Annotated in this window: 11 protein-coding genes and 1 pseudogene; 4 read left to right on the plus strand and 8 right to left on the minus strand. The window is 66.3% G+C overall.

The genetic code is table 11. From position 1 onward, the window contains the following. The first annotated feature begins 157 nt into the window (after window positions 1-157). Window positions 158-661, plus strand: coding sequence for a GNAT family N-acetyltransferase (locus P2Q66_RS15715; RefSeq protein WP_275729615.1), 504 nt, complete (start codon window positions 158-160; stop codon window positions 659-661). 115 nt (window positions 662-776) lie between these two features. On the opposite strand, the gene rpsA is transcribed toward P2Q66_RS15715, so the two are convergent. The 3 genes from rpsA to polA all read right to left on the minus strand — a co-directional run bounded on the left by rpsA (window position 777) and on the right by polA (window position 6,474). Further along, entirely contained in the window at window positions 777-2,252 is a 1,476-nt protein-coding gene (rpsA, locus tag P2Q66_RS15720; protein ID WP_079596020.1) for a 30S ribosomal protein S1, read from the minus strand. 210 nt (window positions 2,253-2,462) lie between these two features. Next, the gene (locus tag P2Q66_RS15725; protein ID WP_275729617.1) at window positions 2,463-3,761 is read right to left on the minus strand and encodes a GNAT family N-acetyltransferase; all 1,299 of its coding nucleotides are present in this window, start codon (window positions 3,759-3,761) and stop codon (window positions 2,463-2,465) included. Window positions 3,762-3,831: 70 nt separating this feature from the next. Beyond that, complete coding sequence (gene polA / locus P2Q66_RS15730; protein WP_258868393.1) at window positions 3,832-6,474, minus strand: DNA polymerase I; 2,643 nt, start codon at window positions 6,472-6,474, stop codon at window positions 3,832-3,834. A gap of 220 nt (window positions 6,475-6,694) precedes the next feature. On the opposite strand from polA, the gene P2Q66_RS15735 reads away from it, so the two are divergent. Next, window positions 6,695-7,171 carry a hotdog fold thioesterase gene (locus P2Q66_RS15735; RefSeq protein ID WP_176156791.1) on the plus strand — a complete coding sequence of 159 codons (477 nt, stop codon included), beginning with the start codon at window positions 6,695-6,697 and terminating at the stop codon, window positions 7,169-7,171. 121 nt (window positions 7,172-7,292) lie between these two features. Next, window positions 7,293-8,899: pseudogene (locus P2Q66_RS15740) on the plus strand (DUF222 domain-containing protein). 54 nt (window positions 8,900-8,953) lie between these two features. Here P2Q66_RS15740 and P2Q66_RS15745 read toward each other — a convergent pair. From P2Q66_RS15745 to P2Q66_RS15765, 5 genes are all read right to left on the minus strand, one after another. Next, complete coding sequence (locus P2Q66_RS15745) at window positions 8,954-9,514, minus strand: dihydrofolate reductase family protein (RefSeq protein WP_275729621.1); 561 nt, start codon at window positions 9,512-9,514, stop codon at window positions 8,954-8,956. 47 nt (window positions 9,515-9,561) lie between these two features. Further along, window positions 9,562-9,783 carry a hypothetical protein gene (locus tag P2Q66_RS15750; RefSeq protein ID WP_079596015.1) on the minus strand — a complete coding sequence of 74 codons (222 nt, stop codon included), beginning with the start codon at window positions 9,781-9,783 and terminating at the stop codon, window positions 9,562-9,564. Next, window positions 9,780-11,075, minus strand: a complete 1,296-nt coding sequence (locus P2Q66_RS15755) for an inorganic phosphate transporter (protein ID WP_275729622.1) — start codon at window positions 11,073-11,075, stop codon at window positions 9,780-9,782. The genes P2Q66_RS15750 and P2Q66_RS15755 overlap by 4 nt, the downstream gene beginning before the upstream one ends. Before the next feature lie 155 nt (window positions 11,076-11,230). After that, entirely contained in the window at window positions 11,231-11,737 is a 507-nt protein-coding gene (locus P2Q66_RS15760; protein WP_275729623.1) for an HAD domain-containing protein, read from the minus strand. An 18-nt stretch (window positions 11,738-11,755) separates the two neighbouring features. Next, complete coding sequence (locus P2Q66_RS15765) at window positions 11,756-12,442, minus strand: hypothetical protein (protein WP_275729624.1); 687 nt, start codon at window positions 12,440-12,442, stop codon at window positions 11,756-11,758. A gap of 105 nt (window positions 12,443-12,547) precedes the next feature. Between P2Q66_RS15765 and P2Q66_RS15770 the strand changes: the two genes are divergently transcribed. After that, entirely contained in the window at window positions 12,548-14,161 is a 1,614-nt protein-coding gene (locus P2Q66_RS15770) for a helix-turn-helix transcriptional regulator (RefSeq protein ID WP_275729625.1), read from the plus strand. The last annotated feature ends 390 nt before the right edge of the window (window positions 14,162-14,551 follow it).

Raw genomic sequence — 14,551 nt, forward strand, 5'->3', positions numbered from 1 at the left:
GGCTTTGTCATGGGAAATACGAGCTACGGCGGCCGGGACACCGTGCTGCGCGTGGCCCTGCCGGACGAGCTGGCCTCCATCGAGGCAGCAGCCGAACGCCTGCGGTCCCTGACTGCGGGGACTGCCATGCTCACCTCCGAAGGGACGGAGTGGGTTGATGTCCCGCTCCCCTGACGTTTCCCTGGTGGACGTGGACGACGCCGTCATGGAAGCGCTCCTGGCCCTGGCGAAGCGCGACGCGTCCCCGGATGAGGTTGCACCGCCGCTGGGCGGGCCGGGCTGGAACCCGGAACGTACCGCCTGGTTCCGCAGCTACCACCGCGCCGCCGCGGACGGCCTGAACGGGGAAGCCGCTGAGAAGACGTGGGGCGTTGTGTCCGGCGGCACCCTTGCCGGGTCTGTACGGCTCCGCAGGATCGACGACGGCGGCTGCGGCACTGCGGCCGAAACGGGCATCTGGCCCGGCAGGAGTTTCCGGTCCCACGGGATCGGAAGTGCCGCGTTGCGGCTGGTCCTTGACGAGGCGCGCCACGCCGGCCTGGCGCGGGTGGTTGCGCGCACCCTGGCCGGCAACCTGGGCGCGCAGCGCCTCCTGGCCGGGCTTGGCTGCGACCTGACGCACGACGACGACGGGACGGTGGGCGCCGTCGTCGAACTTTAAGAAGCGCCTGCCGCCGGGACACGCCGCCTGGCCGGCCGGCTTAAGCGCAACAGGCCCCCTGCTTCCGCAGGAGGCCTGTTGCGATGGCACCGGGACAGCCCGGTGCCGGTGGCAATTAGTTGCCGGTCAGCTTCTCGCGCAGGGCGGCAAGAGCCTCATCCGAAGCCAGGGTGCCGGCGCCGGTGTCGGCGGCAGCAGGCTCGGAGGAGTAGCTGGTGGCGCCGGAGTCGCCGTCACCGGACGTTGCAGCAGCAGCGTCGTCGGCAGCGTGCTGGGCAACCTGCTTCTTGTGGGCTTCCCAACGGGTCTGGGCGTCAGCGTACTGCTGCTCCCAGGCGGCGCGCTGGTTCTCGTAGCCTTCAAGCCACTCGTTGGACTCGGGATCGAAGCCCTCGGGGTACTTGTAGTTGCCCTCTTCGTCGTACTCTGCGGCCATGCCGTACAGAGCGGGATCGAATTCGGTGCTGTCGGCGTCGACGCCCTCGTTGGCCTGCTTGAGGGACAGCGAGATGCGGCGGCGCTCCAGGTCGATGTCGATGACCTTGACGAACAGTTCGTCGCCAACGGAGACAACCTGCTCGGCCAGCTCCACGTGGCGGACAGCCAGTTCGGAGATGTGCACGAGGCCTTCGATGCCGTCTTCGACGCGGACGAACGCACCGAACGGAACGAGCTTGGTGACCTTACCCGGAACAACCTGGCCGAGGGCGTGGGTGCGGGCGAAGGTCTGCCACGGATCTTCCTGCGTAGCCTTGAGCGACAGGGAGACGCGCTCGCGGTCCAGGTCCACCTCGAGAACCTCGACGGTGACTTCCTGGCCAACTTCGACAACCTCGGACGGGTGGTCGATGTGCTTCCAGGACAGCTCGGAAACGTGAACCAGGCCGTCTACGCCGCCCAGGTCCACGAAGGCACCGAAGTTGACGATGGAGGAAACGACGCCGGGACGAACCTGGCCCTTTTCCAGCTTGTTGAGGAACGTGGAGCGGACCTCGGACTGCGTCTGCTCGAGCCATGCACGGCGGGACAGCACAACGTTGTTGCGGTTCTTGTCCAGCTCGATGATCTTGGCTTCGATCTGCTGACCGATGTACGGAGCAAGGTCGCGCACACGGCGCATCTCGACGAGGGATGCGGGCAGGAAGCCGCGCAGGCCGATGTCGAGGATAAGACCACCCTTGACAACCTCGATGACGGTACCGGTGACAACACCGTCTTCTTCCTTGACCTTCTCGATGTCGCCCCAGGCACGCTCGTACTGAGCACGCTTCTTGGAGAGGATCAGACGGCCTTCTTTGTCTTCCTTGGTGAGCACCAGGGCTTCGACCTGATCGCCAACGGAGACGACGTCTCCGGGATCAACGTCGTGCTTGATGGACAGCTCGCGGGAGGGGATGACACCTTCGGTCTTGTAACCGATGTCGAGCAGGACTTCATCGCGGTCGACCTTGACGACGGTACCTTCGACGAGGTCTCCGTCGTTGAAGTACTTGATGGTGGCGTCGACAGCTGCGAGGAAGTCCTCAGCGGTACCGATGTCGTTGATCGCGACTACGGGGGTACCGGGCTTCTCGGTGGAGGTGATGGTCATGTAGTAGGGGCTCCGTTGTGGATAGTTAGTCGGTCAGGCAAACCGGCGCGCCCGCGTTATGGAACGCAGGCGCGATTCGCGGTGAATCCGACGGATCCTCCGGGTCATCCTGATTTTGTGGATTGTAGAAAACGTGCACGTGGTACACGCCCGTTTATTCTAGTCGCAGGCTGCAACAAGGGTCAAAGCGGCGCCGTTGACACATCCCTGTCAGAAGTGCGTCATGCAGTGCGTGGCCCGCTCCACGGCGAACATCTGCCGGGCTTTGAGCGCAGCGCCGGCGGTGTTTTCGCGGATCTTTCCTGCTGCCGCCAGCGTGACGGGGCAGACGCCGCCCAGGTAGATCGAGGACAGCGCAGAAACGTCGAGCGCCAGGTCTGCGGCGGCGCCGTCGGACAGGCGTTCGACGGCGGCCTGGCCGCCCTCCACTGCCAGCGCGTAGGTTCCCGCCGCGAGGCCCAGCGGGTCACGGAGGTCCAGGACGAGCTTCCCGTCAGCCGGGTAGTGCCGGGCTGCCAGGGCTTTGGGAGCGTCGAGGATCCGGAGCCAGAGCATGTCCCTGCTGTCCGAGGATTCGATGCAGCGCGGATCGGTGAGGGCCCAGGCCAGAGGGTCGTCCAGCGGGGCTACACCCCAGGAGACGCATTCCACGAGGTCGATGGCCGCCAGGTACTGCCACAGCTCGAGGTAGGCGTCATTGGTGGCTGCCAGCAGGTCCACCACCTCCACGGTGTACGGCTTGGTGTCCCAGCCCAGGAACTTGTACGAGACGTAGCCGTCAACGTCACCGCCAGGGCCGTAGTGGAGGGCCACCTTGACGGCGGGATCCTCCTTGCCTTCGTGGCCCATTGACCCGGAGGCAAGTTGGCGGTACCACTCCTGCCGGCCGATGGATCCCGGAGTCAGCCTGTGCACGCGCTCAAAGACCGCGGGAGCCAGGTCCAGCAGGGCTTTGGGGTCTGCAACCTCCACGCTGCCCGTGGCTTGGTGCTGGAGGCTGAACCGGGAGGTGGTGTCCACCTTAACGGCCCTTTCGAAGCTGGCCACTCCGTAGCCGAAGCGCCCGTAGATGGTCCCTTCGGAGGCGGTGAGCGCTGCCATGGCGATGCCGTCCTCCCGGGCAAGCCGCAGGTCCTCGCCCATCATGCGGCGGAGCAGGCCACGGCGGCGGTGCGAGGTCCGCACCGTCACCGAGGTGACCAGCTGGGTGTCCAGGGTCCGGCCGAACCCGATGTTGAGGGTCTTGCGGAACGTCGCGAAGGTGGCCACGGGCACTTCCGCGGGCATCGACGACGGCGCTACAGTTCCGGTCTGGTACGCCCCGGTGAGGACACGTCCGTCAGCCTCGTAGGTGGCCAGGGCCTTCGCCACATGCTCGGGCGTCCGGGTGGCCTCGTGGAACCCGAAGGACACGGCCCGGCTCCAGGTGTCCGCTTCGGTGTAGCCGGTCTGTCCCTTGGATACCGCGCCGAAGCGCCGGATTTCATAGTTTCCGCTCAGATCAGCCATTTGTCCGAGCCTAGTCAATGATTCCGGCGCCTGGCCAGCATAAACACGCCGGTCACGCGGAGCGCACGAGTTAGTGGCCGGCGTCGTACCAGCTGGGTCCGACGCCGATCTGGACCTCCAGGGGCACGCTGAGGTCCGCTGCGGCGCCCATCTGCTCGGTGACGAGCTTCTCCACGGCCGCGCGCTCCCCCGCGGCCACTTCGAGGACCAGTTCGTCGTGGACCTGCAGCAGCATCCGGGACTTCAGGCCCTGGGCCTGCAGTCCGGCGTGGACTCCCAGCATGGCGCGCTTGATGATGTCCGCGGCCGAGCCCTGGATGGGGCTGTTGAGGGCGATGCGTTCAGCGTTCTCCCGCAGTTGCCGGTCGGTGCTGGTGAGGTCCGGAAGGTAGCGGCGGCGCCCTTCGATCGTGGCCGTGTACCCGTCCACGCGGGCCTGGTCAACCACGCCGCGGAGGTAGTCGCGGACGGCGCCGAACCGGTCGAAGTAGTCCTTCATGAGGGTGCGGGCCTCGTCGACCGAGATCTCCAGCTGCTTGGACAGGCCGAAGGAGGTCAGCCCGTACGCGAGCCCGTAGGACATGGCCTTAACCTTTGAGCGCATGGCGCTGGTGACTTCGCTGGTGGGCACGTGGAAAATGTTCGAGCCCACGAACCGGTGCAGGTCCTCGCCGTCGCGGTATGCCTGGATCAGGCCCTCGTCGCCGGACAGGTGCGCCATGATCCGCATTTCGATCTGCGAGTAGTCGGCGGACAGCAGGCATTCGTAGCCCTCGCTCACTACGAAGATTCCGCGGACCCGGCGGCCTTCCTCACTGCGGATGGGGATGTTCTGCAGGTTGGGGTTGTTCGAGGAGATCCGGCCGGTGGCCGCTACGTTCTGGGCGTAGGTGGTGTGGATGCGGCCGTCTTCCGCCACGGACTTCTTCAGCGACTCGAGCATCTGCCGCAGCTTGGATGCCTCACGGTGCGCCATGAGCTGGACCAGGAATTCGTGCCCGGTTTTCTCCAGGAGGTTCTTCAGCGAGGCGGCGTCTGTGGTGTAGCCGGATTTGATCTTCTTGGTCTTGGGCAGCTGGAGCTCATCGAACAGGACGGTCTGCAGCTGCTTGGGCGATCCCAGGTTCACTTCGTGGCCGATGGCCGCGAACGCCTGCTCCTGCGCGTGGTCGATGACCCTGGCAAGATCGGCGAGCTGCTCATCCATGCGGTCCATGTCGATGGCGATGCCGGCAAGTTCCATGTCGGCCAGCACCCGGCTGACCGGCAGTTCGAGGGTGGACAGCAGCTCCTCCGCCTTGCGCTCATTGAGCTCGGTCTCGAAGTATCGGCTGAGGGACTGCACGACGGCGGCTGCCTGGACCAGTGCGTCGGCGGCGGCGGTATCGTCCCCGTCGAACGACAGTTCCAGCTGTCCGGCCTTGGCGGTGGCGGCAGGAATTCCGACATTCAGGTGGTGCTGGGCGAGCTCGTCGAGTTCGTAGGAGCGGCGGTCAGGCTGGATGAGGTACCCGGAAATCGAGGTGTCGTCCACCACGCCCTCCAGCTCCAGCCCGCGTGCCGTCAGTGCCTTCAGGGCGGCCTTGAAGCCGTGCATCACCTTGGGCGCTTCGGGGTCCCGCAGCCAGCCGGCCAGCACGTTCTCGGTCTCCGCATCCTGGCCGGACAGGTCGACGTAAACAGCGGCATCGTCCCGGACGATGGCCAGCGCTGCGGCGTCCTCGCCGATCCGTCCGGGAATGAGGTCCACCGCCAGGGCGGAGCGCTGCCCCGCCCCCGCAGCCAGGAATGCCTCCAGTTCGGCGGCGCTGGCAGGTGTGGTGTATTCGGGGGCGTCGATGCTCTCCCGCTCAGCAGCCGGTGTTTCCTGGTCACTGTAGAGGGCGAAGAGCCGGCTGCGGATGGTCTTGAACTCGAGTTGGTCGAACAGATCCTCCAGCGCTGCCTGGTCCGGGCGCGGCTGGTACAGGTCATCAAGCGTGACGGGAAGCTCCAGGTCCGTGTGGAGCTGATTGAGCATACGGTTCCGCTTCACGTTTTCGACGTTCTCCCGCAGGGCGTCGCCCACCTTCCCGCCGATGGAGTCCAGGTGCTCAAGGACACCTTCGAGTCCGCCGTAAAGGTTGATCCACTTGGCCGCGGTCTTCGGGCCGACGCCGGGCACACCGGGAAGGTTGTCCGCGGTCTCCCCCACCAGCGCGGCAAGGTCGGAGTACCGGGACGGGCTGACGAAGTACTTGGCTTCGATGGCAGCGGCGTCCATCCGCGGGATGTCGCTCACGCCCTTCTTGGGATAGAGCACGAAGACGTTGTCCGTGATGAGCTGGAACGCGTCCCGGTCACCCGAAACCAGCAGCACCTCAAATCCTGCCTTCTCACCCATTGCGGCAAGGGTGGCAAGGATGTCATCCGCCTCGTAGCCCGGCAGCTTGATGGTCTTGATGCCCCAGGCCTCCATGACCTGCGCGATCAGGTCGATCTGGCCGCTCATCTCCCGGGGCGTCTCATTCCGGCCGCCCTTGTACTCGCTGTACTGGGACTTGCGGTGGGTGGTCTCGTCCGAAACGTCGAAGGCCACGGCGATGTGGGTGGGCTGCTGTTCCTTGATCAGGTTAATCAGCATGGACGTAAAGCCGTGGATGGCGTTCGTGTGCTGCCCGTTCATTGTGGAGAACTTGTCCGCGGGCAGGGCAAAGAAGGCACGGAAAGCCATGGAGTGGCCGTCCAGCACCAGAAGCCTCGGCTGGCCTGTCATGGGCACCACGGGGGCTGCGGTAGCTGAAACGGATTCACCGGCGGAGGCAGGAACTTTCTCCTTGACGGCGGTGCCGCCCTGGGCGCTTCCGCCTTCCAGGGCGGGGTCCTGCGGAAGAACTTGGGACGGAAAAGGGGCCGGTTTGGTTGTTTCACTCACAGGTGCCAGCCTAGTTGGCATGATGGACAATTTCACGCCCGGACCATTCGCTGACGAGCTGACGGCCGCGGGCGTCCCGGATCACCTGCACGGCTGGCTGGGCCGGTTTGGGATCGGGGCCCTGGTGGTGAAAATGGGGATCCATTTCCTCGAGATGAGCCCGGAACGGACCGTCGCCACCATGCCTGTAGAGGGAAACACGCAGGTGGCAGGAATCCTGCACGGCGGCGCGCATGTTGTGCTCGCCGAAACGCTGGGCTCGTTTTCGGCGGGCATGCACGCCGGGCAGGGCCGCCACGCGGTAGGCATCGAGGTCAGCGCCACCCATCACCGGTCCATCTCCAAAGGGCTTGTCACCGGGACGTGCACGGCCATCCACCTGGGCCGGACACTGGCCACGCACGAGATCGTGATGACGGATGAGCACGGAAGGCGGCTTTCCACGGCAAGGATCACCAACATGATCCGGGACAACGCCGAGCCGCCCCAGGGATAGCGGGACTCTCCGCCACGTCGTTTTCGCAGCGGACCCGGCACGGGACACGGCGCCCCATAGCTCGTAGCGTTGACCGGCCCGGAACGGACTGATTGTCGTACCCTCCTGGGATGCTTTCGGTATGCAAACGAACCCGGTGGTGGTGCAGGCAGAGGAAGCGGTTGACGCCTCTGTTGCTGCGTTTACTGCTGTGCTGGCTGGCAGCGGTTTCGCCGTTTCCGGTGCTGTCTCCCTTGCCCCCGGCAGGGCTGAGGCTCCGGCTGGAGTTGATGATGACCCGTTGTGGCGGGCTGCTGACGGAGCCTTGGATGTCCTTGCCGGGGTAGCCCGGTGCGAAGCGAAGCTGGCCGCGTTGAAGGTGCAGGCCGTGGCGGTGTTGACCGCGGCCCTGAAGGCCTTGGACGCTCCGGCCGCCTCAGCATACGCGCGGCTATGGCGCAGGACAGGAGCTTGGTCGCTGAGGTCGGGTGTGCGCTGGCTATTGGGGACCGGGCCGCTGGTGCCCTGCTGGCTGAGTCCCATGCCCTGACCACCTCCCTGCCCCGTACGCTGGCCGCCCTGCAGGCAGGGATGGTCTCCTGGGCCCATGCCCGGACAATGGTGGAACAAACGGTGACCCTTGACCCCGCGGCGGCCAGCGCGCTGGAGGCGCACTTCCTTGACCCGGGCGCACCCAACCCGGCCAGGGGCTGTCCGGTCGGGGAGATGCCCGCGTACCGGTTCAGAGCCAAAGCCCGGATGTGGCGGGAACGGCACCACCCGGAAAGCCTGGAGAAGCGCCACGCCAGGTCCGTCGCGGACCGGCGCGTCGAGCACTGCCCGGACAACGACGCGATGGCCTGGATCTCCGCCTACCTGCCCGCGGTAACCGCCACTGCGGTCTGGAACCACTGCACCGCCGCGGCGCGCCGGCTGGAGGGCCCGAACGAGCGGCGCACCCTTTCCCAGCGGCGCGCCGACGAATTCACCGCAGCACTCCTCGACGGGAACAGCACCGGCGCCGTCCGCTACGGCCGCGACGGTGCTGATGGGGCAGACGCAGCCCGCGGGGAGGAAGGGGCTTCCGGGCCGTCGTCGTGGATCAGGCCGCAGGTGCTGGTCACGGTGCCCGTGTTCTCGCTGATAGGACTGACCGACGAGCCGGCGATGCTGGACGGGCACGGCCCAATCCCGGCGTCGATGGCCCGGGACCTCGTCGCCAACGGGGCCGGGTCGTTTTATCCGGTGCTGGTGGATCCCCGTGACGGGGCGCCGTTGGAGATCGGCCGCACGAGATACCGGGTGGGCACCGCGATGCGGAACTGGCTGCGGATGCGGGACGGCAAGTGCCCCTTCCCGGGCTGCAGCAACCACTCCCTCGACAACGAAGCCGACCACATCCTCGCCTGGCATCACGGCGGCACCACCGGCATCAGCAACCTGGGACAGCCCTGCCCGAAACACCACAAGCTCCGACACGCCAGCGCCTGGAAACCAACCCCGGCCACGAAGAATGATCCACCCGGCTGGATCTCACCGTCCGGCCGAAGATACAAAAGCGAAGAGCAGGACTGGGAACCACCACACTGGCCTGAACAACGGAGACCGGAGGTGGAACCTGAACCACAAAGCAACGGGCGCCTCTACCCGACACTGTCTGATGCTGTCCGCGGCCATGTGGACTTCGTCCCCAGCGGGCTGTCCCCGGGTGAAGACGGTCTGGCGAGGTTCCTCCACGCCCGCACGTGAACGGCCAGGCGCATCGGGTTCGGGTTTCGACAGGCTCAACCACCGCACGTTACGTCAGGCGCTGTTGTCCCCGGTCCCCTTCAGCAGGTACCGCGACTCCACGATGCCCCTGCCCAGGGCGCGCGAGGCAGTCAGCTCAAGGGGCGGCGTCGGGCCTGACAATGGCAGCAGTCGCTTGCCCTCGCCCAAGACCACAGGGATGACCGAAAGGATGATCTCGTCCAGCAGGCCAGCGTCGGCGAACTGTGCGGCGAGATTGCCGCCGCCCACCAGCCAGATGTTCTTATCGCCCGCGTCATGCCGGAAGTCCTCAACGAATTCAGTGACGTCGCCCCGGACAAAGGTGATGTCCGCGCCGGCAGGGGCCGTGTACTCATGCCGGGTGAAGACATAGCTGGGCGTGCCTGCGTAAGCCCACTTGTCCGGCTCGTGTTCCATCAGCCAGGCGTACGTCTCACCGCCCATCACAATGCAGCCCACGCCGGCCATGAACGACTCATAACTTTCGTTGCCGCCATCGAAGCCGTCAAACTGCAGGAGCCAGCCGAGGTCGTCCGTGGGTGTGGCGATGAAGCCGTCCAGGGAAGCAGCTACGAAGTATTGGATCCGTGACATGGAGCCAGCCTAGCCAACCGTCGCGGCAGTGCCCAGAGGGCTCCGGACTAGCCCGAGAAGTACGGGATGATCAGGTAGAGCCCGAAAAGGACCGCCAGGCTGCACAGTCCGAAGCACACGTAGGCAAAGGACTTCTTGATCCCGGGGGACGTCTGCTGGGCATCGGCGGCAATAGCCGTCAGCCGGACACCCAGCGAGTACAGGACCACCACGGTGACCGCCGCAATCAGGGTGGCACCGGCAACGGTCAGGAGTTCCAACCACTTCATCGCTGAGTCTCCTTTGAGGTGTTGGCGCCGGCCTCGGCGTTGGCATCAGTGTTGGTATCAGCAATGACCGGGGTATCGGTCTTTGTCTTTGCCTTGGCCTTGGCATTCGCGCGGGCACGGGCCATGGCCTTCTTCTTGGCGAACCGGACAGCCTGCCCGGCTTCCTCGACCTCGATGGCGTTGTGGTGGCCCACGGCGGACTTACGTGAGTAGAAGAACATAAAGAGTACGGCTGCGGTGCCGGCCACCGCGGCGATCAGCACACCCACCACACCCGTTTTGACCAGGAGGGCGGTCAGTGCGCCCACGATGCCTGCCGCGGGAAGCGTGAAGAGCCAGCCGAGGGCGATTTTGCCCACCATGCTCCAGCGGACGCTGGTTCCCTTGCGGCCCATTCCCGAGCCGATCACGGAACCGGAAGCCACCTGCGTGGTGGACAGGGCGAAGCCCAGGTGGGAGGAAGCCAGGATTGCGGAGGCTGTGCTGGTTTCGGCGGCGAAGCCCTGGGCCGGCTTGACTTCGGTAAGCCCGGCGCCCATGGTGCGGATGATGCGCCAGCCGCCGGCATATGTGCCGATGGCGATGGCGAAGGCGCAGGCAGCAATGACCCAGAACTGCGGACCGGAACCGGGATCCTGGGTACCTGCGGCAATCAGGACCAGCGTGATGATGCCCATGGTTTTCTGTGCGTCGTTTGTGCCGTGGGCCAGCGCCACAAGGCTTGACGTGAAGATCTGGCCGGTGCGGAATCCGCCGCGCTTCTGGGTGAGCTTGCTGCCGGTTTCCGGGTCATGCCGCGAGGTCAGGGCGTAGGCAAGGCGGGTGCAGACGTACGCGACAATGCCCGCGATGAGCGGGGCGAAGATCGCCGGGAGGATGACCTTCTGCATGAGGCCTTCGAGGTTGATCGAGTTGAAGCCGATACCCGCGATGGCAGCACCGATCAGGCCGCCGAACAGGGCGTGGGAGGAACTCGACGGCAGGCCCTTGAGCCAGGTGATCATGTTCCACAGGATGGCGCCCATGAGGCCGGCGAAAATAATGTCCGGCGTGATTTGGATGCCGTCCGAGCCTTCACGGATGATGCCGCCGGAAACCGTCTTGGCCACCTCGGTGGACAGGAACGCGCCCACCAGGTTGAGGATGGCAGCGAGGGTCACCGCGGTCTTCGGTTTGATGGCACCTGTTGCGATGGGCGTGGCCATGGCATTCGCGGTGTCGTGGAAACCGTTCGTGAAGTCGAAAAATAGTGCCAGTGCGATGACCAGCGCCACCATGAAGGTGATATCCACCTGTTGCCCAATCTGCAGAGTCGACGTTCAGCAGTTTCTGTCCCCCGGTTGCTGTGCTGCACAGCATAATTCACCAGCTGTTCGCTTGGAATGACCTGTGGCGTTAACACAACCGGCGTGAAACCCTATCGATCGTACGCGTCCATGGCATCAGGTCAAAACAACGGCCGGCTGAGGAAAGAGCGGACAGCTGCCAGTTCATCAGGTGCTATTCCCCGCCGCGGATTCGGGGAGACCGCCAGCATCCTGCGTCCTAACAGCCGAGCCCACGATTGCGCCTCCGCTTCGAAGGCCAGCTGGTCATCGATCCACACGGCAGCCTCGGGACCCGTCGTTTCCACATCCTCCTGGATGGCGCGAAGCTTCCACCAGCCGTTCCCGCTCCCTTCGCCCGTCGCCGCCAGGTAGGGCCAGGTCCCGCCTTCCACGCCGATGGCGGGGCACAAGTACTGCGGGGCGAGGTCCTCCCAGCTGGTGAGCCAGACGCACCGCACGCCGTCCGTCCGCGCCAGGGCATTGAGTCCTGCCACGAGTTCCGTTGCATAGGCAACGGGAAGGAGACCGGCGTCGGCACGGTGCCAGGCAGAACCCCAGGGGGTGGTGCCTTCCGGGCCAAACGGACAGATGACGCCGTCGACGTCGATGTAGAGCGTGCGTGCCACGCTGCCCCTTCCAGCCGCTCAGGCGGGCCCGGACTCCGACGGCTGCCGTCCAGCATCCACTCCCGGCGCCACCCGTTCTTCCAAGGCGGCGATGGTCACGTCCGGCAGGACGATCAGTCCGTCCAGCTCCCGCCGGGCCCGCTTGTAGGCTGCCTGGCGTTCGGCCGGCGTGGCAGCATGGTTCTCCGCGATCATCAGCAGCTTCCGGGCGGTGGCCAGCCGCTCACGCTCGGGACCGGAGAATTTGCTGTCCCGGATCCGCCGGGCTTCCCGTTCGGCAACTTCGAGCGCCACGGCAAAGCCGTTGACGGCCTGGCGGTACGCCTCGAGCCGTGCGGGGGACCTGATGTCAGAGGCCGAGGCCGGCCGCTGGCCGTCCGCCTCGCGTTTTGCACGGAGGAAGGCAACCGTGAGGGGTTCCCTGACGTCCGTCATGAGCGGAAAGTCGATGAGTTTTCCGACGTCGAGTTCGTAGTCCAGCCAGCGACGGTTAGTGGCGTCATGGGCGGCCATCAGGGCTTCCACTTCAGCCGCCGACGCCTTCTCGGTCTCACGGGCCTGGTTCTTCAGTGTGTACAGTTCCACCTTCCGTTGGTGGCGGCGCTCACTGGCTTTGCGCCAGCTGTTGGCATAGTGGCCGGCAAACGCGCTGAGCGGAAAGACCAGCCACCATTTGTCGGAGAGGAACTCAAGAAGTGACTCCACCCGTCCATCCTCGCAGTCGCCGGCTGCGGCCTCAAGGAGTTCGGCATCCTGCTGTTCCGTCCGGGCGCGCGGCAGTACGCTAAAGGCGTCATCCGGGAGACGGGCATGCCAGAACTGGACCAGCTGCTGACGTCCGGGCGCGAAGCATTCGCCCGGCGGGACTGGCCCGCGGCCGCCAACAACCTTGCGGCAGCAGCCCGCCAGGCGCCGCTTTCCACCCGGGACCTCGAAGCCCTGGCAAGCTCGGCCTGGTGGCTGGGCAACGTGCCCGGGGCGCTGGCCGGGGCTGAAGAACTCTACCGGCGGCTCAACGACGCCGGCGACCGCCCCGGTGCTGCCATGACGGCCATCAACCTCTCCCTGCGCTGGGGCACCCGCGGGGACCTGGCGCTCGCCTCCGGGTGGCTGAACCGGGCCCGGCGGAACCTCGACGGCCTCGAGGGCATTCCCGCCTACGGCTACCTCCTGTACGTGGAAGCGTCCATGTCCCTGGACTTCGACGGCGACGCGGCACCCGTGGCCGGGGCGTCCGCGGCCCTGGTGGAACTGTGGCGGACCCACCGGGACCCGGCACTGCTCTGCTTCGCCCGGATACTGTCCGGCCTGGCCCTGGTGCGCAGCGGACAGACGGCGGCGGGCTTCAGCGACATCGACGAAGCCATGCTTCCCGTCCTTGCCGGCGAAGTGCCGGCCGAGTGGAGCGGCGACATCTACTGCACGGTGACCCACCTCTGCCATGCGCTGGGCGACTACGCCCGAATGCGCGCATGGACGCAGGCGCTGGAGCATTGGACGTCCGGCCTGTCCCGCACCTTCGTCTACGCCCGGGTGACGCGCGTCCACGAACTCCAGCTGCTCAGCACCGAGGGGTCGTGGGAGGACGTCATCCGGGAAATCGGGCCACTGAGCGAAGAACTGGCCGCCGCCCACGGCTGGATGGCCGGCGCCGGCTTCTACGAACTGGGTGACATCCTCCGCCTCCGCGGTGACAGCTCCGGTGCTGCCCGGGCATTTTCCCGGGTCCGCGGGACGGGGCTGGACCCGCAGCCGGGTGAGGCGCTGCTGCTCCATGCCGCCGGCCACCACGGCCAGGCGCTGGAGCAGCTCAGCCGTTCCCTCGGCGAAGGCAATCCCCTTGACCGCGCCCGGCTCCTCCTTCCCGCGACCGAAATCGCACTCGCCTGCCGGCAGCCGGACCTCGCTGCAGCCTACTGCGGCGAGCTGGAACAGATCGCGGAGCGGTTCGCTTCGCCGGGCTTCCTCGCCTGGGCCAGCCATGCCCGGGCGCACCTGCTGCTGTCCTCCGGCATGCCGGCAGAAGCAGCGGCAGCACTGGAATCCGCGGCCCGCATCTACCGCAGCCAGCGTGCCCGCTACAGCATCGCCCAAGTACATGAACTGTTCGCTGGCTGCAGGACATCCATGCACCAACAGGCCGCCGCGGAGGCAGACATGGCCACTGCCCTCGCCATCTACCGGCAGCTTGGCGCACTGCCGGACGTCCGGCGGCTCGAGCCAGGGCTGCCGGGCGGGCTCACCGCGCGGGAGGCGGAGGTGCTCGCCCTTGTCAGCCGCGGAGCCAGCAACCGGGATGTGGCAGGCGCCCTGGTCCTCAGCGAAAAGACGGTGGGGCGCCATCTGGCCAACATCTTTCAAAAGATCGGCGTGACATCGCGGACGGGCGCAGCCAGCTGGGCCCGGGAACACCGCCTGCTGTAGGGCCGTCCGCTTCGGTGCCCCTTGCTGGAACGCGCGACGGCGTGCGGGCGCCCGTGTGGATGCTGCCGCACCGTGGCACGTGGCTGCCTTCCGCCGTCGTACCTTCCCGGGGGCCTGGCCCGCAGCAGTGCTTCCCAGGGGCCTCCTTTTGCCGGCCTGCAGCATCTGCCCCATCCCTGCGCGGAAAGATGCACATTCCACCCGACGCGGACGTCCGCTCCCCCGCCATAGCGTCGGAGTATCCGAACAGCCAAAGGTCCGGGCGACGGGCCCGGTGACACACAAGGAAAGGGCGGATCATGACCACGTACCAGGCGGAGCCAGCCACGGAATCAGCCGAAGCAGCAGCGGAGGCTGCCGCGGAACGGCTCGTGGGCATCCTTAATGACG

It is taken from the genome of Arthrobacter sp. Cr_A7, assembly GCF_029222765.1.
Lineage (GTDB): Bacteria > Actinomycetota > Actinomycetes > Actinomycetales > Micrococcaceae > Arthrobacter.